Origin of the sequence: Amycolatopsis circi (assembly GCF_003385235.1) — a bacterium.
In the GTDB taxonomy this organism is placed as follows: domain Bacteria; phylum Actinomycetota; class Actinomycetes; order Mycobacteriales; family Pseudonocardiaceae; genus Amycolatopsis; species Amycolatopsis circi.
Map to the genome: position 1 here is coordinate 1 of NZ_PQIA01000115.1, position 18,261 is coordinate 18,261.

Genomic DNA, 18,261 nt, shown 5'->3' on the forward strand with positions numbered 1-18,261 from the left:
GGGTTTGCCGGGGCTGGGTTTGCGGGTCTGCGCGGCAAACTGTGTTTGATGGCGTCGGCTCCGCCGCCGCGGCGGGATCGCTGTGTTTGATTGCGCCGACTTCGTCGTCGCGTGCGGGATCGCCTTTAAGTCGGCGTGTGGAGGGGCAGTGCGCCCGGCCCGGGGGGCCGTTCGCACTGCCCCTCCACACGCCGACGCGATCCCGCGGTTGGGTCGCCGGAGGGGTGTCTGGTTGGGAGAGGTGCGGGCGTTGGCTGGCGCGGTGCGGCGTGGGTCTGGCGGGGTGCGGTGTTGGCTGGCGTGGCGTCGGGTGGGGCGGGTCTGGCTGGGCCGGGTGCGGTTTGGCTGAGTTGAGTTGGACCAGCCGACCCCGGCCCCGTGCCGCCCAGCCTCTCGCCGCCCAGCCTCTCGCCGCCTGGGCCGGGCGGCGCGGTGTCCTGCCCCGTCCGCATGACTTCAGCCTGGGCGGTCTGGCGCACCTGAAGCAAACCCCAGCTCCCGGTTGAAGAGCCGCTACACCGCCGTCTATCAGCGGTCACTGGCCCGGGTGGGCGGGACTTTCCTCGGGCGCGGGCAGTAGTGGTTCTGCGGCCATTGGGTGGATGCGGCGACCGGTACTCTCGCCGACACTGGACGCGGCGGACATTCCGTAGTGAGGTGGTCACCATGAGCACGAGCGACGGGACTCCGTTTTTTCCCGCCCCCGGGCCGGACCGGGACGGGACGTTGGGCGGCGACGCCGGGGGCGAGCGGTTCTCCGATCCGCTGGCCGGGTTCGAGATCGCGACGGACCGCGGGCGCCGTCCGTTGCCGACTGCCAAGCCGGTCCAGCACGACCCCGAAGAGGTCAAGCGGATGGTCGAGGCCGCGCTGAAAGAGGAAGCCAAGAAGAAGGAAGTCGTCAAGACGCCGAATCCGATTCCGCCCTCCGACCGGCCGGATCTGGTTCCTCTCGGCCTGCTGCCCCGGCAGCGGACGTGGCCGACGAAGGCTCCTCAGCTGCTCAAGAAGGTGCCCCGGCCGCGGCCGAAGCGGGTCACCGAGATCGCCGACGACGACATCGAGGAAGAACTCGCCGAGCGGCAGAGCCGACGCGGGCTGCCTTCGCTCAGCATGCCCAGCTTCGGCCGTCCCTCCAGCAGCACGGCGGGCGTGGTGCTCGCCGTGGTGTTGCTCATCGTGTTCGGAATTGTCGCGATCGAGCTCATCGCTAGCCTGGTGAGCAGTGTGAAGGGGCTGTTCGGCTGACCCCCGCCGACCACCCATATCACGGGGCGTGCCCGACCCGCGTCCGCGGCGGGACTACCCTGGCACCACACGGTCGGGGGATCCGCCGGGGTCGCCTGACGCCGCCGTGACAAGTGGGGTGGGCGTATCAGCGAGGGCGTACGGTCGGTGCCGGGCACCGGCTCGGGCGGATCGGGCGGGACGTCCACGATCCACCGGGCCCGCCGAGTGCTGGCGATCAAGCCATTCCGTCGGCTGTGGGGCGTCACGTATCTGTGCAGTGTCGCCGACTGGCTGAACCTGCTGAACCTCACCAGCCTGAGCACCAAGCTCCTCGACAACTACTCCGCGCAGAACTACGCGTTCGTCGGCGTCGTCGTCACCGCGCTGCTGCCCGGCCTGCTCTTCGCGCCGATCGGCGGCCTGCTCGCGGACCGGTTCGACCGGCGCAAGATCATGGTCGTCTGCGACCTGCTGCGCTGCGGGTTCCTGCTCTCCATCGCCGTGGTCGGCGCGCCGTGGTGGCTGTTCGTCGCGAACTTCCTGGTCGGCAGCTGTTCGATCATGTGGATCCCGTCCAAGGACGCGGCGGTGCCGAACCTGCTGCGCCGCCCCGAGCAGGTCGAGACCGCCAACCAGCTCGGCATGGTGATGACCTACGGCCTCGCCGTCATCACCGCCGCCGGCGCCAACGCGCTGATCCTCGGCGCGAACTCCACGTTCCACCTGTTCCAAGGCCCGGGCGTCGACCTGTACATCGCCAAGGTCGTCGTCGTCATCACCGGCCTGCTGTACCTGACCAGCGGCATCATCGTCGCCACCCGCATCCCCGAACTGTCCCTGCGCGACGTCCACTCGACGCCGCAGCAGAAGGTCAAGCGGGCCGACGAGGAGAAGTTCGGCTTCGGCGCGATGATGCGCGACGGGCTGAAGTTCGTCCGGAGCACCCCGATCGTCCGCGGCCTGCTGATCGGTGCCTTCGGCGCCTTCGCGGCCGGCGGCGCGGTCATCGGCGCGGCCAAGCCGTACTCGTCCTCGCTGCTCGGTGGCGACGCGGCGTTCAACCTGCTGATGCTGGCCGTCTTCATCGGTCTGGCCACCGGGATGGCGCTTGCCCCGAAGCTCGCGCACCGGCTCCCGCACGACCGGCTGTTCGGCATCTCGATCGTCCTCGCCGGGCTCGCGCTCGGCGTCGTCGCGTTGTCGCCGCACCTGTCGATCTCGGTGGCCGCGGTCGCCTTCGTCGGCGTCTGCGCGGGCACCGCCTTCCTGACCGGTGTCACGATCATCGGCTCCCGCGTCGAGGACGCGATCCGCGGCCGGATCAACGCGATCTACCAGGCGATGCTCAAGATCGTGCTGTTCGGCGCGACGGTGGTCACGCCGGTGCTGATCGGCCTGGTCCGGCAGCGCAAGATCGATCTGTTCGGCACCCCGATCATCGTCGACGGCACCCGTCCGGTCATCCTCGGCGGCGGCCTGCTCGCCGTGCTGCTCGGGATCATCGCCTACCGGCAGATGGACGAACGGCGCACCGAGAAGATCTTCACCGACCTGCGCAACGCGCTGCGCCGCAACCCGCGCCGCGTCAACGGCTTCCTGATCGCCGTCGAGGGCACCACCGCGGTCAACACCGCCGAACAGGCCGCCCGCCTCGCGCGCTGGCTCGGCACCGGCACCCGCCCGGTCGTCCTCACCGCCGATCCGGCGCTCGGCGAACAGCGGTTCCGCACGCTCGTCTCGGACGCCGCCCTCACCGGGGTGCGGGCGCAGGCCCTCGTCGCCGCGGCCGTGCGCGCCGAACTGGTGGAACGCGAGATCCAGCCCGCGCTCGACGCCGGGTCCGTGGTCGTCATGGAGCGCTTTGTCGACTCCCCGCTCGCGTCGCTGTCCGCGGCGGGCGAGCTGGACCGCGGCGAGCTGGAAGGGCTGGTCGACTGGGCCACCGGACGGCTTCGCCCGGATCTCACCGTGCTTCTCGACTCCGAGCACCCGGAGGATCCGCAGCCGTCGCTGAAGGACCAGCTCTGGGTGCAGAAACTGCTCGGCGAGATGGCCGCCGCCGATCCGGACCGGTACGTGGTGGTCGACGCGGAGGGCTCCGACGTCGACGTCGCGGGCCGCGTCCGCGGCGCCGTCCAGTCGGTCTTCGTCGGCTCGCTCGCCGCGCTCGCCCCCGCGGAACCGGCGGAGGAGGAACCCGAGTCGCCCGAAGACGCTGCCGCGGCGGACGTCGTCGAGGCAGCCGAAGCGGAAGTGACGCAAAACGGCGCGGACGCACTGCCTGTGGTGTCCAAAGTGGAGGATCGGTGACGACTCCGATCGGCGTCTGGACCGAACTCGTCGGCCAGGAGCCCGCAATGGAAACGCTGTCCTCGGCGGCGTCCGCGGCGGCCAAAATCGTTGCCGGAGAACCTGTCGCGCCCGCCGCGATGACGCACGCCTGGCTCCTCACCGGCCCGCCCGGCTCCGGCCGCTCGGTCGCCGCGCGCACGTTCGCCGCGGCCCTGCAGTGCAGCACCGGAACCGGCTGCGGCGCGTGCCCCGGCTGTCGCACGACGATGGCCGGAACCCACGCCGACGTTCGGCTGGTCGTCCCGGAAGGACTGTCCATTTCGGTCGCCGAGATGCGCGCGCTCGTGCAAGCGGCGGCGCGTCGGCCGACGACCGGGCAGTGGCAGGTTGTGATCATCGAGGACGCCGACCGGCTCACCGAGGGCGCGTCGAACGCGCTGCTCAAGGCCGTGGAAGAGCCGCCAGCGCGCACGGTGTTCCTGCTGTGCGCACCGTCGGACCACCCGGAAGACGTCTCGGTCACCATCCGTTCGCGGTGCCGGCTGGTCCCGCTGCGCACCCCGCCCGTCGAGGCGATCGCGCAGGTGCTGGTCTCCCGGGACGGCGTCGATCCTGAGCGCGCCAACTGGGCCGCGGCGGTGTGCAACGGCCACGTCGGCCGCGCGCGCCGGCTCGCCACCGACGAGGCCGCTCGCCAGCGTCGCGCCACCGTGCTGCGGATCCCGCTTGGGCTGCGCCGTCCGGACGACGTCTTCACCAGCGCTGACCAGCTGATCAGCGCCGCGGAGGCGGACGCGGGCGAGGAGAGCAAGGGCCGCGACGAGCAGGAGCGCTCCGAACTGCGCACCGCGATGGGCGGCGACGGCACCGGCAAGGGCGTCGCTGGGGCGAAACGTGCCGCTGAGGCCGCCGTGAAGCAGTTGGAGAAGCGCCAGAAGTCCCGCGCGACGCGAACCCAGCGCGACACGCTCGACATCGCGTTGGTGGATCTGGCCGGGTTCTACCGCGACGTGCTCGTGACGACTTCGCGTTCCGGTGCGACGCTGACGCATCCCGACCACGCCGAGCAGATCAACTCGGCCGCGGCGGCTTGGTCGCCGGAATCGACGATGCGCCGGTTGGAAGCGGTGCTGGAGTGCCGCGAGGCGATCGGGCTGAACGTGAAGCCGAGGATCGCGGTGGAAGCCATGGTCACCACGCTTCGCCAAGGCTGACTCGTGAGTGCTGAGCACGGTTAGAACCGGGATTGCCACTCACGAGAAACGGCCCCCTCGCCAGTCAACGAGAGGGCCGTTCCCTTTGCCTATTCCTTTGCCTAACGTCAGTCGCGCGGATGCGGCGACGGCTTGAACGGGGCGTCCGGACCGCCGGACGGCCGCTTCAGCACCAGCGCGGGACGCCGCCGGTTCGGGAACGCCGCGACCATGACGACGCCCATCAGCAGCATCGCCGTCCCGCTCCAGAACAGCGGCACCGTGTCGTACGCGCCGTTCGTGTAGGCCAGGTGCTTCACCGGACCCGCCGGTGCGGCACCGCCCTGCGGCGGGGCAGGCGGAGTCGTCGAACCGCACACGACGCCGCCGGTCGGGGCGTACGCACGGGCGACCTGCTCGCCCAGCGACAGCTGCGCCAGCGACGACGGCAGGTTGTCGCCTGCCTGCTGCGGCAGCAGTGCCTTCAGCTTCTGCGTCGGCAGCACCTGGAGGTCGAGCAGCCGCGCCGCCGCGCCCAGCTGGTAGCCCTTGAACGGCGTGGTCGCCTCGGACTGCTTCTGGTCGAGGTTCGCGATGCTCAGCCGCAGCACGCCTAGGTCGAGCACCTTCCCGGTGGTGTCGCCGAGCTGCTGCAGACCCTTCGTCGCGGTGGCGACGAGGCCGCCGACCACCGGGACGTTGTCGAGCGCGCCGAACTGGTCGCTCAGCTGCGAGAGCGGCAGGCCGATCGGGATGTCCTTGGTCGGGTGCGCCGCGTCGAGCGTGTACAGCGTCTTGCCGCCGGCGCCGATGGTGATTACCGGAGCCTGGTAGTCCACTGTGGACGTCTTCGCGTCGCCGGTCGACGTGACGGTCAGCGTCGGCTGGCTGGCCACCTTGAGGTTCAGCTCGAGCGGCGTGCCCTTGAGGATGTTGATGTCCGCCGCCTGCAGCGTGGACTTCGACTGCACCGCCTTGTTCTTCGAGCCGGGGATGTCGACGAGCTTGACCTGCGACCGCGACGACAGCGTGTTCGGCAGGCTCAGCAGCGACCCGGTGCCCGCGGCGGGCGTCTGGCCGCCGCCGGGCAGCAGGCCGCCGAGGCTCTGCAGCCCGCTCTTCGGGTCGAAGCCCTGCGCGAGCTGCGTGCCCTGCGGCAGGTTCAGCCCGCCGTTGCCGAGCAACGGGACCTGCGGAAGCGTCGGGATGACGTTCAGCAGCGACAGGCTCGCGACGGACGTGCTGGCGTCGGCGATCGTGTCCACGCACGGGCCGAGCGATTCGCTCCAGCGGGCGTGCGCGGTGCCGTTGAGCAGCCCGAGGTTGAGCAGCGGGTTCGACGGCGCGTTGAGGCCCCCGCTGATCTCCTTCGGGTTGTCCGGCAGCGCGGTCTGCACGAGGCTGCCCGGCGTCTGCGGAGCCTGGCCCCCGACGGCCAGCCCGAACGGAGACGACTGCGCGATCGACTTCTCGTAGGCCAGGTAAGCCTCCGAGTTCGCCGACGCGCTGGACAAGCCCATGCCCGCCTCGAGCGCGGACTGCTTCGGCAGTGACTGGCCGAAGCCCGGAAGGATCGTGCTCGTGGTGACCGAGTTCGGCAGCAGCCGCAGGACGCCGAGCGCCGTCCCCGCGTCGCCGACCGCGTGCCCGAGCGGCTGCGGCCCGACAGGCGCGGACGCGGGCGGCTGCGACGGATTGTTCGGCTGCGGGATCGGCGTCGTCGGAATCTCCTGCGCACCAGCCGGCGCGGCCAGGAGCAGCAGCAACGCGGCTGTGGCGGGCAGCGCCAGCGCACGGGGCAGTCTTCGCTGCATGTGCCGGGTCCTCCAGATGATCGCCGGGTCGGGGAGTGAGACCGAAGTCATAGGAGCCTAACGACGCGGCCCCCGCAAGGTGACGCACCACGCCTCCGCTACACTGATGACCGTCGCGCAGCGGCATGCCGCCTTAGCTCAGTCGGCCAGAGCGATTCACTCGTAATGAATAGGTCGGGGGTTCGATTCCCCCAGGCGGCTCCCAGGTCAGGCCCCATCCGAAGCAGTTCGGATGGGGCCTGACTCGTTTCCGGACCGGCCGCTGACTTTCGCCGAATTCACCCGTTAGGGGACCTCGGCTAGCTGCTCCGTTCGGCGAGCAGTTCCAGCCCGCCGGACCCGAGCCGCAGGACTGACGGGACCAGTTCCGTCGTCTCGTACGGCGACCCGAGCGCCTGTTCTCGGACGGTGTCCGCCAGGCCGGAGCCCTCCCTGGCCACGTACATCTCGTCCGGGCAGGGCAGGCCGACGATCAGGTCTCCCGTCCCGAGGTGTGGTGCCAGCTGGGCATGCAGATCGGGCAGGGCGAGCGCGGACGCCGCCAGCTGGTTCTCCCTGACGAGCGAGACCAGCACGTCCTCGCCCGAACTGCGGACCTCGAACTTCAGCCCGCGGGCGAGGCAGCCGAACCCGACGTCGAGCAGCTTCTCGAGCGGTGCGCCCATCACCTCCTGCTCGTGCCGGGTGATGTGCTGCATCCCGATCTTGCCCTCGGGAGTCCGCGCCACCACCGCGAGCGCGACCGACAACCGGCCGGGCACGAGCGGTCGGTGTGGCAGCGCTTCGAGCAGTCCGGCGCGCGGTGAGGACGCGCTCCAGAGGGTCGGCAGTATCTCCTCGGCGGATTTCCGCTGCTCGGCTTCGGCCATTACGGCGCGGGCTTCGGCGAACGCGCGGTCCCATTCACCGGGACCTGGCCGGGTGAAGCTGTAGGTGCACTCGGCCTTCCGGAAATTCTTGGCCATGAATTTCTGATCGGCCACCGACGGCTGCCATTCGCTGTACACCGCCAAAACCGCGGAGCCGCGCACCTTGTGCTGCCGCCGGACGCTCGCCCACGCCTGCTCGACAGCGTCTTCGGCCTGCGTCGGCGCGCTGGCCAGCACTGGTTCGGGGAGGCTTTTGATTCGGAAGACGACGAGGTTCTGGGAAACGTCATCGTTCATCGGATTTCCTTGAAGGAAAAGGATCTTCGCACGCTTCCTAACTACCACATCCGGCGCGCAGTCCGGCGAGACTGAACGAGAGTGTGCGCCGCCATGCGTCCGGATTGGACTCGACGGTCTCGCGCACGATCAGCGCGTTCGTGAAGATCAGCAGCATCAGATCGTCGGACGTGATGTCTGCGCGCAGCGTCCCGGCTTGTTGCGCGCGTTCGAGCAGGCGTACTGATTTGGCGAGTTCGGCTGTGCAGCGCGCGGTCAGTTCGGGCGCGTCTTGGAGTTGGCGGCTGATCGCGTCCCGGAACGCGGGGTCGTCGGCTTGTTGCTCGCACAGCACGGTCACGTAGGTGACGAACGATTCCCACGGATCGTCGACCGCCTGCGCGCGGCGCATCGCCTCGTCCATCCGCTCGACGACCAGTTCGGGCATCACCGCGTCGATCAGCGCTTCCCGTCCGCCGAAACGGTTGTAGAGCGTTCCGGCGCTGACGCCCGCCCGCTGCGCGATCTCCTCCAGCGGCACCGCCAAACCCTTCTCTCGGAACGACTCTGCCGCTGCGGCGAGGAGTCGCTCCTGGTTGCGGCGCGCGTCTCGGCGCAGCGTCGGTTTCCCCTCCGTTTTCACCGGGTCATCGTAGGGCTGGTGCGAAGAAGTTGACAACGGTCTCAACTTGGCGCCAAAGTTGAGATCACCATCAACTTATGGAGGTTCCGTGTCGAAAACCCTGGTCCTGCTTGGTGCGGGCACCGGCCTTGGGCCCGCCATCGCGCGGCGCTTCGGCCGTGAGGGATTCCGGATCGCCCTGGTCGCGCGCAACCGCGAACGTCTCGCCGACTTGGCTGACCGGCTGGCCGCGGAGGGCGTCGAAGCCGCTGCGTTTCCCGCGGATCTCGCGCGTCCGGAGGAGATTCCCGCGCTGGTCGACGCGATCCGCAACCGTTTCGAGCGAATCGACGTGGTGTCGTATTCGCCCTTGGACCTGACCGGTTTCACTCCCGCCGCCGACCTGACCACCGCGACCGCGCAGCGGCTCCTCGACCTGTATTTCCTCACGCCGATCGCTCTGGTCCAGGCCGTTCTGGGAGAGCTGCGCGACCGCGGCGAAGGCAGCATTCTGATCAGCCAGAGCGTCTCGGCCACCCAGCCCGCGCCCGTCCTCAGCGGCATCGGCCCGGCGATGGCGGCGACCCGCAACTACCTGCAGAGCTTGTCCGCCGAAATCGCCCCCGACGGCGTGTACGCGGCGACGCTTCAGATCGGAGCCATGATCCGGGGAAGCGCAGTCGACGCCGCACTGCGATCCGGGGCTATCGAGCCCAATTCCGAGTTTCCGGAGATCGACCCGGCCGACCTCGCCGAAACGCTGTGGGAGATGCACGCCAAACGCGACACCTCCGACCTCCAGGTCCCGTAAGCGCGTTACTCGGCCAGATGTCCTTCCGGGGCCTCGGACTTCGGGATCGGCTTGCCGACGCCCGTGGTCAGCAGCGCGTGCAGGCTGGTGTTGACGCAGCTTGTCCAGCCTCGGGAGCAATCGCGGTAGCAAGCGCTTTCCGGGGTCAGGCCGTGGTGGGTGAATCGCAGCGTCGTACCGCCTGGGCTGGGCGTGAGGTCGAAGGTCATCCGGGTGTCGGTCCACTCGTCGTGCTGGTCGATGAAGGCGAGGTACGCGTCTTCGACGTGCCAGGCGATCCGGCGGCCGGGCACGAGTTCGGTGACCCGGATCCGGCTCGTCGGGATGCTCTTGTCGATGAACGAGAACTCGTCGCCGACTGCCGTCGCGATGCCGGTGATCGACTCGCTGAACCAGGCTCGGACGTCGGTGACCGCGGCGAAGACCTCTTCGGGGGTGCGGTCGACGGTCAGTTCGGTGGTGAAGGAGTTCATCGAGCTTCCTTTCGCGAGGTGATGCAACTGAATGGTTGCGACAATATGGCAACCGTTTGGTTGCGTCAATGGGGTGTGGTTGCCTAGGCTCGGCCCGGAAGGAGCACGGCATGGGGTTTCCCGACCGCATCGAGCGGACGGTCGAGCTGGCGCAGCCGCCTGCGACCGTGTGGACGGCGCTGACCACGGCCGACGGCCTGAGCGCCTGGTTCGGCGACGAGGCCGAGATCGACCTGCGCCCGGGCGGTCTCGGGCGGGTCGCGTGGACCGGCGAACGCGTCGCCGAGATCCGGGTCGAGCGGGTCGAGGAGCCGGCGGTGTTCGGCTTCACCTGGCAGGTCGACGGGATGCCGGAGGACGACCCGCGCCGCACGTACGTCGAGTTCACCCTGCAAGCGCGCGACGGCGGGACTCGGCTCACCGTGGTCGAATCCGGGTTCTCGCAGCTGCCGGACGGCCAATACCCGGCCACCTATCGTTCGCACGTCGACGGCTGGGCGCGCGAACTGGACGAGCTGGCGGCCAGTCTCGATGCCGGCTGATTCCGAAGCGGTCGCCGAGCAGGTTTTCGCCGCGCTCGCCGATCCGACCCGGCGCGCGATCCTCGCCGAGCTGGCCGCGCGTGGCCCGGCGACGGCGACGGATCTCGCGGCCCGGCTTCCGATCACGCGGCAGGCGATCGCCAAGCACCTCGGCCTGTTGTCCGACGCCGGCCTGGTCGCCGCGGAGCCCGGCGAGCGGCGTCGCGTGCGGTACCGGCTCGATTCCGCGCCGATGCGGGTCGCACAGCAGTTCCTCGCCGCGCTCGCGCGGGACTGGGACGGTCCGCTCGCCGCGCTGCAGGCTCATCTCGACGGCGAAGAATGACCCGCGATTTCACTCATGTGAGGGACGGAGTCGGCCGACCGGCCAGCAGCTAGGGCCGGAAGAACGAGGGCATGCCGCGCCGGTCTCGGTTGACTGGAAACCATGAACAGCGTGCGGAACAAGGCGGTACTGACGGCGACCGGAATCGCGGCGCTGGCCACGGTCGCGTCGTGCGGCCTCGGCTCCTCGATCGAGGAGAAGTCGAACGGCCACGTGAAGGCGGTTTCCTACGACACCGGCAAGCAGGGCAAGGCCAACGCCGATGCCCGGCTTCCGTCGTGGGTGCCCGACGACGCGAAGTCGGTCACCGAGCTGATCCGCACCACCGGTTCGGAGCGGATCCTGCGCTATCAACCAGGTCCGTCCGGGCTCCCGTCCCTGTGCAAGCAGGGAAAGGCCGAGGCGAAGGCCCCGACGCTCACCGCGGACTGGTGGCCGGCGGGCGAGCACAAGCGGATGGACCAGGACTGCGGCGGCTGGCACGTCGCGGTCGAGACTGACGGGGTGTACGGGTATCAAGCCGAAACGGTGGCCAACGCGGACAAATAACAGTGGCCGCCCCGGACTCCGGGACGGCCACTGTCTGTCCTATGTGGTCAGTTCGCGGGCGGGGTCAGCTTCAGCACCGTCGCGGTGGCTTGCCCGCGCGGGGTGCGGTAGCTGATTTCCTCGCCTGCCTTCGCCTTCGACAGCGCGATGCCGAGCGGGCTGTCCGAGGTGATCGCGTCCGCGTCCTCGCCGGGAAGGGTCACCACGGTGAACTCTTCCTCGTCACCGCCGGAAAAACGCAGCGAAACGCGCGTGCCGTCCGGAAGCAGCGAGCTGTCGTACGCGCCGTGCTCCAGCTTCGCGGTGACGTCGGCGATCTGCCGGTCCAGTCGCGCCGCTGCCTCGGCGCGGTCGATCACGTCCGCCTGGTCGGCGGCGTCCCCCGTGCGTTCCTGCTCGCCCGGCTTCGGCGAAAGCGCCTCCCGTTGCGCGCGCAGGTCCGCGATTTCCTTTTCCAGCTGACGGCGCGCCGCCTCGCTGAGCCCCTTGTCCCCTGAGATCACCATGCCGGGCATTGTCCGCTGCGCGGACCGGGGTGGCCAATCCGGTTTTTCACCCGCCGGAAGACGTTGGGACGACTGGCCTAGGATTCAGGGCTGCCGTCCTGACAAACGTAACGAGGATCACCGTGACCGCCGTGCCCGGCCGCAGCGCCCAGCTGTCGCCCAACCAATTGCAGAAGCAGGAACAGATCGTCGAAGCGGCTCGCAAGGTCCTCGCCCGCGAAGGACTCGGCGGCTGCACGGTACGCGCGATCGCGGAGGCCGGACCGCTCACCAAGAGCGCGATCCACTACTACTTCGCCGACATCGACGTGCTCATCGACCGGGCGATGGCGGCGCACATCAACACCTTCGCGGCGGATCTGCGCAAGGTCGCGGACAAGCACTCCGACCCGCGCAGGCGGCTTTTCGCGGTGACCGAGGCCTACCTCGCCGAGTTCGCCGACCATCCGCGCGGCGCGTTCCTCTGGTTCGAGTACTGGATCGCGGCGGGCCGCGCACAGCATCCGCAGGCGATCGACGCCATGCTCACCTCGATCACCGAACTGCTCGTCGAACTCCTCGCCCCGCTCGACGTCGACGACCCGCGCGCCCGCGCCCGCTCGCTGCTGAGCTACCTGCTCGGCGCGGTGGTGCAGCAGCGGGTCCGGCCGCGGTCGTCCGCGAGCCTCCGCGGCGACATCGAGGCGCTCTGCTTCGCCGGATACCGCTGACGCCGCTTAGGCTCCCGGCATGCCTTTGTTCTCCTTGGACGGCGTCAGCCCGCAGGTCCACCCGGACGCCTGGATCGCCCCCACCGCCACCCTGATCGGCAACGTGACCGTCGAGAAGGACGCTTCGGTTTGGTACGGCGCGGTGATCCGCGCGGACTTCGGCCCGATCGTCATCCGCGAGGGCGCGAACATCCAGGACAACTCGGTGATCCACTCCGGACCCGAGACGACCGAAGTCGGCCGCAACGTGACCGTCGGGCACCAGTGCCTCGTGCACGACTGCACGGTCGGCGAGCAGGCGTTGATCGGCAACGGTTCCACCGTGCTCGACCGCGCGGTGATCGGACCGCGCGCGTTCGTCGCCGCGGGGTCGACGGTCACGCCGGGCACCGAGGTCCCGGCGGAGATGATCGCGATGGGCAGCCCGGCGAAGAAGTTCGTGGAACTCACCGATTCCGCGCGGGTGTGGGTCGACCACAACGCGGCGGTCTACCAGGAACTCGCGCGGCGCCACCGCGGCGGCCTCGAGCAGGTCTGAGCGCTTTCCCGCAGGCCGGACGCGGCTGGCGGAGTGCACTAAACTGCTTCCGCAGCAGCGACTGGCGCCATTCAAGAGGTGGAGCACCACCGGGGAGCGACGACGAGGCCGGCACCGCGCGCCTGGGTGAGGGCCACTGCAGAGCCGGAGTACGCCATGACACACCAGCCCGCCCTGTCCGCACTGTCCGCGGCGGATCCGCAGATCGCCGGTCTCGTCGAGGACGAGGCGAAGCGCCAGCACGACAAGATCCGCCTGATCGCGTCCGAGAACTACGTTTCGCAGGCGGTCCTCGAAGCCACCGGCAGCGTGCTTACGAACAAGTACTCCGAGGGCTACGCCGGCAAGCGCTACTACGAGGGCCAGCAGTTCATCGACCAGGTCGAGCAGGTCGCGATCGAGCGCGCGAAGGCCGTGTTCGGCGCCGACCACGCGAACGTCCAGCCGTATTCCGGCTCCCCGGCCAACCTCGCGGTGTACCTGGCGTTCGCCAAGCCGGGCGACACCGTGCTCGGCATGGCGCTGCCCGACGGCGGCCACCTCACGCACGGCTGGAGCGTGTCCGCCACCGGCAAGTGGTTCACGCCGGTCCGCTACGGCGTCCGGAAGGAAACCGGCCGCGTCGACCTCGACCAGGTCCGCGACCTCGCCCGCCAGCACCGGCCGAAGCTGATCTTCGCGGGCGGCACGGCCATCCCGCGCACCATCGACTTCCCGGCGTTCGCCGAGATCGCCCGCGAGGTCGACGCCGTGCTGGTCGCCGACATCGCGCACATCGCCGGCCTGATCGCGGGCGGCGCGCACCCGTCGCCGGTCGGCCACGCGCAGGTCATCACCACGACCACGCACAAGACTCTCCGCGGCCCGCGCGGCGCGATGATCCTTTCCGACGCCGACCACGCCAAGGCCGTCGACAAGGCGGTGTTCCCGGGTCTGCAGGGCGGTCCGCACAACCACACGACGGCCGCTATCGCGGTCGCGCTGGGGGAGGCGCAGCAGCCGTCGTTCTCCGAGTACGCGCACACGATCGTGGCGAACGCCAAGGCGCTGGCCGAAGCGCTGGTCGAGCGCGGCTACGACCTCGTTTCCGGCGGCACGGACAACCACCTGCTCTTGATCGACCTGACCAACAAGGCGGTGCCCGGCAAGCCCGCCGCGCAGGCGCTGGACCGCGCGGGCATCGAGCTGAACTACAACACCGTGCCGTTCGATCCGCGCAAGCCGTTCGACCCGTCCGGCATCCGGCTGGGCACGTCGGCGATCACCACGCGCGGGCTCAAGCCCGAGCACCAGGTGCAGGTCGCGGACTGGATCGACCGGACCGTGACCGCCGCGGCGGCGCAGCAGGACGGCGCGCTCGACTCGATCGCGGCGGAGATCCGCGAGTTCCTGCAGCCGTTCCCGATCCCGGGGTATAGCGAGTGACGTCGTGAGTGGCGATCGCGGTTCTAACCGTGATCGCCACTCACGAGCTGTTTAACCGGGCAGCCTGACTGATCAGGTGATTGCGCTCGGCCACATTCGGTGCCTTCTCCGCCGCTTCGCGGTACAGCCGCGCGGCGGTCACCAGATCTCCGTCGCGTTCGTGCAGGTAGGCCGCCACCGCGTCGTGCCGCGGCAGCTTGTCGTCCAGCTCCGCCAGAGCCTTCAGCCCCGCACGAGGCCCGTCCGCCTCGCCGACCGCGACCGCCCGGTTGAGCCGGACGATCGGGCTGTCGGTCAGCGCGAGAAGCTCGTCGTACCACTCGACGATCTGCACCCAGTCGGTTTCCTCCGCCGCGAGAGCGTCGGCGTGCAGCGCGGCGATCGCGGCCTGGGCCTGGTACTCGCCGAGCTGGTCGCGGGCCAGCGCCGCCTGCAGGATGTCGACGCCCTCGCTGATCAGCCGGGTGTCCCAAGCGCCGCGGTCCTGTTCGGCGAGCGGCACGAGACTGCCGTCCGGTGTTGTCCGCGCGGCCCGGCGCGCGTGGTGCAGCAGCATCAACGCGAGCAGACCGGCGACCTCCGGATGGTCGAACCCCGCCGCGAGCTGCCGGGTCAGCCGGATGGCTTCGGCGGCGAGGTCGAGTTCGCCGGAGTACCCCTCGTTGAACACCAGGTACAGCACGCGCAGCACGGTCGCGACGTCGCCGGGCGCGTCGAACCGCACCTCGGACACGGTCCGCTTCGCGCGGCTGATCCGTTGCGCCATAGTCGCTTCCGGCACCAGATACGCCTGCGCGATCTGTTTCGTGGTCAGCCCGCCGACCGCGCGCAGGGTGAGCGCGACGGCCGACGACGGTGTCAAAGACGGGTGTGCGCACAGGAAATAGAGCTGGAGCGAATCGTCCACTGCGGACGCCGGCCCGGGCTGCGGCTCGGCGTCGATCGCCACTTCCCGGCCCCGGCGCGAGGATTCCGACCGCGTGGCGTCGAGGAAGCGACGCCACGCGGCCGCGATGAGCCACGCCTTCGGGTCGCGCGGCGGATCGTCCCGCCACGCGTCCAGCGCGCGGATCAGCGCTTCCTGCACGGCATCCTCGGCCGACGCGAAATCCGCTCCGCGCCGGACGAGGATGCCGATCACCGCGGGCACGAGTTCCCGCAGCAACTCCTCGTTCATTCGGTCACCGAGGGCGTCACGCCGTAGCAGGGGCGCAGTTCGAGCCATTCGTGGATCGGCTTCCCGCCCGCCCCGGGAGCCGCGGACAGCTCTCCGGCCAGTTCGACCGCGCGCTCGTAGCTGTCGACGTCGATGAGCATCCAGCCCGCGATGACGTCCTTGGTCTCGGCGAACGGGCCGTCGGTGACCGGCGGGCGGCCCTCGCCGTCGTAGCGGACGAACGTTCCTTCCGGCGACAGCGCCTGCTCGCTGACGAACTCGCCGGTCTCCACGAGCCGGTCCGCGAAGTCGCGCATGTACTGGATGTGGGCGGTGACCTCCTCGGGCGTCCACTGGTCCATCGGGACGTCGTTCACCGAAGCCGGCGCGCCGCGGTAGTGCTTGAGCAGCAGGTACTTGGCCATCGTGGTTCTCCTCCGTGCTGGTGGCGGCTCGTCGCCGTCACGTTCGCGCCAGGGACGGAGCCGGTCGCCCGTTCTCGACATCGCCCGGCGGGAGATTAGCGTCACACGATATTTGGTTGATGAATGCAAGTTTTTCGGGAACAGTTGTGGCGAGCAAGTAGTTGAAGGATACAAGCAACTACCCCGGCACTGAGGGAGACCACCATGAGCGACACCGCCACTGCGGAAGGGGGCGCCACCACGAACGGACGGCTTTCACACCGGCAGATCCTCACGGTTCTGTCCGGACTGATGCTCGGCATGTTCCTGGCGGCCCTCGACCAGACCATCGTGTCGTCGGCGATGAAGACCATCGCCGACGAACTGCACGGCCAGAGCCTGCAGGCCTGGGCCACCACCGCCTACCTGATCACCGCGACGCTTTCCACGCCGCTGTACGGCAAGCTGTCCGACCTCTTCGGCCGCAAGCCGATGTACCTGACCGCGATCTCGCTGTTCCTCGCCGGTTCGCTGGCGAGCGCGATGGCCGGATCGATGTACGAACTGGCCGCGTTCCGCGCGTTCCAGGGCCTCGGCGCCGGCGGGCTGATGTCGCTCGCGCTGGCGATCATCACCGACATCACCTCGCCGCGGGAACGCAGCCGCTACCAGGGCTACTTCATGGCCGTGTTCGGCGTTTCGAGCGTCGCCGGCCCGGTCGTCGGCGGGTTCTTCGCCGGACTCGACTCGTTCGCCGGCCTCACCGGCTGGCGCTGGGTGTTCATGGTGAACGTCCCGATCGCGCTCGCCGCGCTGGTCGTCGTCAGCAAGGTGCTGAATCTCCCGCACACCCGGGTGGACCAGAAGGTCGACTTCCTCGGCGCAGGTGCGCTGACGCTGGGCCTCGTGCCGCTGCTGCTCGTCGCCGAGCAGGGCCGCGAATGGGGATGGGGTTCGCCCGCGTCGCTGGCGATGTACCTGGTCGGCGCGCTCGGCGTGGTGCTGTTCATCCTGCAGGAACGCCGGATGGGCGACGCCGCCCTGCTGCCGCTGCGGCTGTTCCGCAACGGGGTCTTCCGGGTGTCGACGCTGGTCACGGTGATCCAGGGCATCGGGATGTTCGGCGCGATGATGTCGCTGCCGCTGTACTTGCAGATCGTGAAGGGCGCGACGCCGACCCAGGCCGGGCTGCAGATGCTGCCGCTCACCCTCGGGATCATGGTCGCGAGCCTCGGCAGCGGACGCATCATCGCCCGCACCGGCCGGTACAAGGGCTTCGCGGTCGCCGGTCTCGGCCTGATGGCCGCGGCGGTGTACTCGTTCGCGACGATCGGCGTGGACACCTCGCTCGGCCTGGTGATGGCCATCGCGTTCGTGCTCGGACTGGGCCTCGGCTCGACCATGCAGACGCTGACCCTGGCCGCCACCAACGACGTCTCGCCCCGCGACATCGGCGTCGCGACCTCGTCGGTCACGTTCTTCCGGCAGATCGGCGGCACGGCGGGCACCGCGGTGTTCCTGTCGATCCTGTTCAGCACGGTCGGCGACCGGATCGCGGCGGCGGTGCGCTCGGCGATGGCCTCCCCGGCCTACACCGCGGCGCTGGCGCAGCACCCGGAGTTCGCGCAGAAGATGGCAGGCGGCGGGCTCGACGTGAACGACACCTCGTTCCTGTCGACGCTCGACCCGGTGCTCGCCCGGCCGATCCTGGAAGGGTTCTCCAGCTCGATGAGCACGGTGTTCCTGATCGGCGGCGCGGTGCTGACCGTCGGGTTCGCGCTGGTCTGGCTGCTGCGGGAGAAGCCGCTTTCGGACAAGTCGGCGATGGAGCAGCGCGCCGAGGAGGAAGCCGGAGAACTGGCCCTCGCGGGCTGACGCGGAAGTAAAAAGGGGCCGTCCACCAGCCTGGTGGACGGCCCCTTTTCGGTGGCTCAGTGGTGCGCTTCGCCCTCGACCGCTTCCTTGGCGAGGCGGTCCTTCTCCCGCTCGTACGACCGGTTGATCTCGGCCTCGGCCTCGCTGCGGCCCACCCACGAGGAGCCCTCGACGCTCTTGCCCGGCTCGAGGTCCTTGTAGACCTCGAAGAAATGCTGGATCTCGAGCTTGTGGAACTCGTTCAGGTGGTGGATGTCGCGCAGGTGCTCAAGGCGCGGGTCATTCGTCGGGACGGCGAGGACCTTGTCGTCCGGGCCCTTCTCGTCGGTCATCCGGAACATGCCGATCGCGCGGCAGCGGATCAGGCAGCCGGGGAACGTCGGCTCCTGGACCAGCACGAGCACGTCGAGCGGGTCGCCGTCCTGGCCGAGCGTGTCGTCGATGAAGCCGTAGTCGGCCGGGTACTGGGTCGCGGTGAACAGGGTCCGGTCGAGCTTGATCCGACCGGTCTTGTGATCGACCTCGTACTTGTTGCGCTCCCCCTTGGGGATTTCGATCGTGACGTCGAATTCCACGGCCGTCCTCGCTGCTTCTTGACTCTCGGTGTCCCACGCTCGTGGGCGGCAACCTAATGACCTCGTTGACGTCACT

General features: G+C 69.5%; 19 protein-coding genes, 1 tRNA gene and 1 riboswitch. Of the genes, 12 read left to right on the forward strand and 8 right to left on the reverse strand.

What is annotated here, in order from left to right; all coding sequences use genetic code 11:
• Positions 1–666 precede the first annotated feature (666 nt).
• The 3 genes from D0D37_RS35045 to D0D37_RS35055 all read left to right on the forward strand — a co-directional run bounded on the left by D0D37_RS35045 (position 667) and on the right by D0D37_RS35055 (position 4,736).
• The gene (locus D0D37_RS35045; protein ID WP_244223789.1) at positions 667–1,248 is read left to right on the forward strand and encodes a hypothetical protein; all 582 of its coding nucleotides are present in this window, start codon (positions 667–669) and stop codon (positions 1,246–1,248) included.
• A 147-nt stretch (positions 1,249–1,395) separates the two neighbouring features.
• A complete protein-coding gene (locus D0D37_RS35050; RefSeq protein ID WP_116204875.1) occupies positions 1,396–3,540 on the forward strand; it encodes a bifunctional MFS transporter/dTMP kinase in 2,145 nt (714 codons plus the stop codon).
• Positions 3,537–4,736, forward strand: a complete 1,200-nt coding sequence (locus tag D0D37_RS35055) for a DNA polymerase III subunit delta' (RefSeq protein ID WP_116204876.1) — start codon at positions 3,537–3,539, stop codon at positions 4,734–4,736. Before D0D37_RS35050 ends, D0D37_RS35055 begins: the two co-directional genes overlap by 4 nt.
• A 107-nt stretch (positions 4,737–4,843) precedes the next feature.
• Here D0D37_RS35055 and D0D37_RS35060 read toward each other — a convergent pair whose 3' ends face one another.
• Positions 4,844–6,529 (reverse strand): hypothetical protein, encoded by a 1,686-nt coding sequence (locus D0D37_RS35060; protein WP_116204877.1) that lies wholly within the window; start codon positions 6,527–6,529, stop codon positions 4,844–4,846.
• Between the two features lie 127 nt (positions 6,530–6,656).
• On the opposite strand from D0D37_RS35060, the gene D0D37_RS35065 reads away from it, so the two are divergent.
• Positions 6,657–6,730, forward strand: a tRNA-Thr gene (locus D0D37_RS35065).
• 98 nt (positions 6,731–6,828) lie between these two features.
• Here D0D37_RS35065 and D0D37_RS35070 read toward each other — a convergent pair.
• Together D0D37_RS35070 and D0D37_RS35075 are read right to left on the reverse strand one after the other, a co-directional pair.
• Positions 6,829–7,695 carry a hypothetical protein gene (locus D0D37_RS35070; protein WP_116204878.1) on the reverse strand — a complete coding sequence of 289 codons (867 nt, stop codon included), beginning with the start codon at positions 7,693–7,695 and terminating at the stop codon, positions 6,829–6,831.
• Between the two features lie 37 nt (positions 7,696–7,732).
• The gene (locus D0D37_RS35075) at positions 7,733–8,317 is read right to left on the reverse strand and encodes a TetR/AcrR family transcriptional regulator (RefSeq protein ID WP_162834617.1); all 585 of its coding nucleotides are present in this window, start codon (positions 8,315–8,317) and stop codon (positions 7,733–7,735) included.
• 88 nt (positions 8,318–8,405) lie between these two features.
• Here D0D37_RS35075 and D0D37_RS35080 point away from each other — a divergent pair, with 88 nt between their 5' ends.
• Positions 8,406–9,107, forward strand: a complete 702-nt coding sequence (locus D0D37_RS35080) for an SDR family NAD(P)-dependent oxidoreductase (RefSeq protein ID WP_116204880.1) — start codon at positions 8,406–8,408, stop codon at positions 9,105–9,107.
• A gap of 5 nt (positions 9,108–9,112) precedes the next feature.
• Here the strand turns inward: D0D37_RS35080 and D0D37_RS35085 are convergent, their stop codons facing one another.
• Positions 9,113–9,580 carry an SRPBCC family protein gene (locus D0D37_RS35085; RefSeq protein ID WP_116204881.1) on the reverse strand — a complete coding sequence of 156 codons (468 nt, stop codon included), beginning with the start codon at positions 9,578–9,580 and terminating at the stop codon, positions 9,113–9,115.
• A 110-nt stretch (positions 9,581–9,690) separates the two neighbouring features.
• On the opposite strand from D0D37_RS35085, the gene D0D37_RS35090 reads away from it, so the two are divergent.
• The 3 genes from D0D37_RS35090 (at position 9,691) to D0D37_RS35100 (ending at position 10,996) form a co-directional block, all read left to right on the forward strand.
• Positions 9,691–10,122 carry an SRPBCC domain-containing protein gene (locus D0D37_RS35090; protein WP_116204882.1) on the forward strand — a complete coding sequence of 144 codons (432 nt, stop codon included), beginning with the start codon at positions 9,691–9,693 and terminating at the stop codon, positions 10,120–10,122.
• Positions 10,112–10,447 (forward strand): ArsR/SmtB family transcription factor, encoded by a 336-nt coding sequence (locus D0D37_RS35095; RefSeq protein ID WP_116204883.1) that lies wholly within the window; start codon positions 10,112–10,114, stop codon positions 10,445–10,447. The genes D0D37_RS35090 and D0D37_RS35095 overlap by 11 nt, the downstream gene beginning before the upstream one ends.
• Positions 10,448–10,549: 102 nt before the next feature.
• A complete protein-coding gene (locus D0D37_RS35100) occupies positions 10,550–10,996 on the forward strand; it encodes a hypothetical protein (RefSeq protein ID WP_116204884.1) in 447 nt (148 codons plus the stop codon).
• A 47-nt stretch (positions 10,997–11,043) separates the two neighbouring features.
• Here the strand turns inward: D0D37_RS35100 and D0D37_RS35105 are convergent, their stop codons facing one another.
• Positions 11,044–11,502 carry a GreA/GreB family elongation factor gene (locus D0D37_RS35105; RefSeq protein ID WP_116204898.1) on the reverse strand — a complete coding sequence of 153 codons (459 nt, stop codon included), beginning with the start codon at positions 11,500–11,502 and terminating at the stop codon, positions 11,044–11,046.
• A gap of 122 nt (positions 11,503–11,624) precedes the next feature.
• Between D0D37_RS35105 and D0D37_RS35110 the strand changes: the two genes are divergently transcribed.
• The 3 genes from D0D37_RS35110 (at position 11,625) to D0D37_RS35120 (ending at position 14,175) form a co-directional block, all read left to right on the forward strand.
• Complete coding sequence (locus tag D0D37_RS35110; protein ID WP_116204885.1) at positions 11,625–12,212, forward strand: TetR/AcrR family transcriptional regulator; 588 nt, start codon at positions 11,625–11,627, stop codon at positions 12,210–12,212.
• A gap of 19 nt (positions 12,213–12,231) precedes the next feature.
• On the forward strand, positions 12,232–12,750 hold the full coding sequence (locus tag D0D37_RS35115) for a gamma carbonic anhydrase family protein (RefSeq protein ID WP_116204886.1): 519 nt from the start codon (positions 12,232–12,234) through the stop codon (positions 12,748–12,750).
• Between the two features lie 47 nt (positions 12,751–12,797).
• A riboswitch (ZMP/ZTP riboswitch) is annotated at positions 12,798–12,885 on the forward strand.
• Positions 12,886–12,906: 21 nt separating this feature from the next.
• The gene (locus tag D0D37_RS35120; protein ID WP_116204887.1) at positions 12,907–14,175 is read left to right on the forward strand and encodes a serine hydroxymethyltransferase; all 1,269 of its coding nucleotides are present in this window, start codon (positions 12,907–12,909) and stop codon (positions 14,173–14,175) included.
• 40 nt (positions 14,176–14,215) lie between these two features.
• Here D0D37_RS35120 and D0D37_RS35125 read toward each other — a convergent pair whose 3' ends face one another.
• Together D0D37_RS35125 and D0D37_RS35130 are read right to left on the reverse strand one after the other, a co-directional pair.
• Positions 14,216–15,352, reverse strand: a complete 1,137-nt coding sequence (locus tag D0D37_RS35125) for an RNA polymerase sigma factor (RefSeq protein WP_116204888.1) — start codon at positions 15,350–15,352, stop codon at positions 14,216–14,218.
• Positions 15,349–15,756 (reverse strand): YciI family protein, encoded by a 408-nt coding sequence (locus tag D0D37_RS35130; protein WP_116204889.1) that lies wholly within the window; start codon positions 15,754–15,756, stop codon positions 15,349–15,351. Before D0D37_RS35130 ends, D0D37_RS35125 begins: the two co-directional genes overlap by 4 nt.
• Positions 15,757–15,960: 204 nt before the next feature.
• Between D0D37_RS35130 and D0D37_RS35135 the strand changes: the two genes are divergently transcribed.
• Positions 15,961–17,610, forward strand: a complete 1,650-nt coding sequence (locus D0D37_RS35135; protein ID WP_116204890.1) for an MDR family MFS transporter — start codon at positions 15,961–15,963, stop codon at positions 17,608–17,610.
• A 56-nt stretch (positions 17,611–17,666) separates the two neighbouring features.
• Here D0D37_RS35135 and D0D37_RS35140 read toward each other — a convergent pair whose 3' ends face one another.
• Complete coding sequence (locus tag D0D37_RS35140) at positions 17,667–18,185, reverse strand: inorganic diphosphatase (RefSeq protein ID WP_116204891.1); 519 nt, start codon at positions 18,183–18,185, stop codon at positions 17,667–17,669.
• Positions 18,186–18,261: the final 76 nt, after the last annotated feature.

Excerpts from the sequence above, each read along its gene's own strand:
- D0D37_RS35045 (WP_244223789.1), top strand. The coding sequence starts at position 667 with ATGAGCACGAGCGACGGGACTCCGTTTTTTCCCGCCCCCGGGCCGGAC.
- D0D37_RS35060 (WP_116204877.1), bottom strand. The coding sequence starts at position 6,529 with ATGCAGCGAAGACTGCCCCGTGCGCTGGCGCTGCCCGCCACAGCCGCG.
- D0D37_RS35070 (WP_116204878.1), bottom strand. The coding sequence starts at position 7,695 with ATGAACGATGACGTTTCCCAGAACCTCGTCGTCTTCCGAATCAAAAGC.
- D0D37_RS35085 (WP_116204881.1), bottom strand. The coding sequence starts at position 9,580 with ATGAACTCCTTCACCACCGAACTGACCGTCGACCGCACCCCCGAAGAG.
- D0D37_RS35090 (WP_116204882.1), top strand. The coding sequence starts at position 9,691 with ATGGGGTTTCCCGACCGCATCGAGCGGACGGTCGAGCTGGCGCAGCCG.
- D0D37_RS35095 (WP_116204883.1), top strand. The coding sequence starts at position 10,112 with ATGCCGGCTGATTCCGAAGCGGTCGCCGAGCAGGTTTTCGCCGCGCTC.
- D0D37_RS35100 (WP_116204884.1), top strand. The coding sequence starts at position 10,550 with ATGAACAGCGTGCGGAACAAGGCGGTACTGACGGCGACCGGAATCGCG.
- D0D37_RS35105 (WP_116204898.1), bottom strand. The coding sequence starts at position 11,502 with ATGGTGATCTCAGGGGACAAGGGGCTCAGCGAGGCGGCGCGCCGTCAG.
- D0D37_RS35115 (WP_116204886.1), top strand. The coding sequence starts at position 12,232 with ATGCCTTTGTTCTCCTTGGACGGCGTCAGCCCGCAGGTCCACCCGGAC.
- D0D37_RS35120 (WP_116204887.1), top strand. The coding sequence starts at position 12,907 with ATGACACACCAGCCCGCCCTGTCCGCACTGTCCGCGGCGGATCCGCAG.
- D0D37_RS35125 (WP_116204888.1), bottom strand. The coding sequence starts at position 15,352 with ATGAACGAGGAGTTGCTGCGGGAACTCGTGCCCGCGGTGATCGGCATC.
- D0D37_RS35130 (WP_116204889.1), bottom strand. The coding sequence starts at position 15,756 with ATGGCCAAGTACCTGCTGCTCAAGCACTACCGCGGCGCGCCGGCTTCG.
- D0D37_RS35135 (WP_116204890.1), top strand. The coding sequence starts at position 15,961 with ATGAGCGACACCGCCACTGCGGAAGGGGGCGCCACCACGAACGGACGG.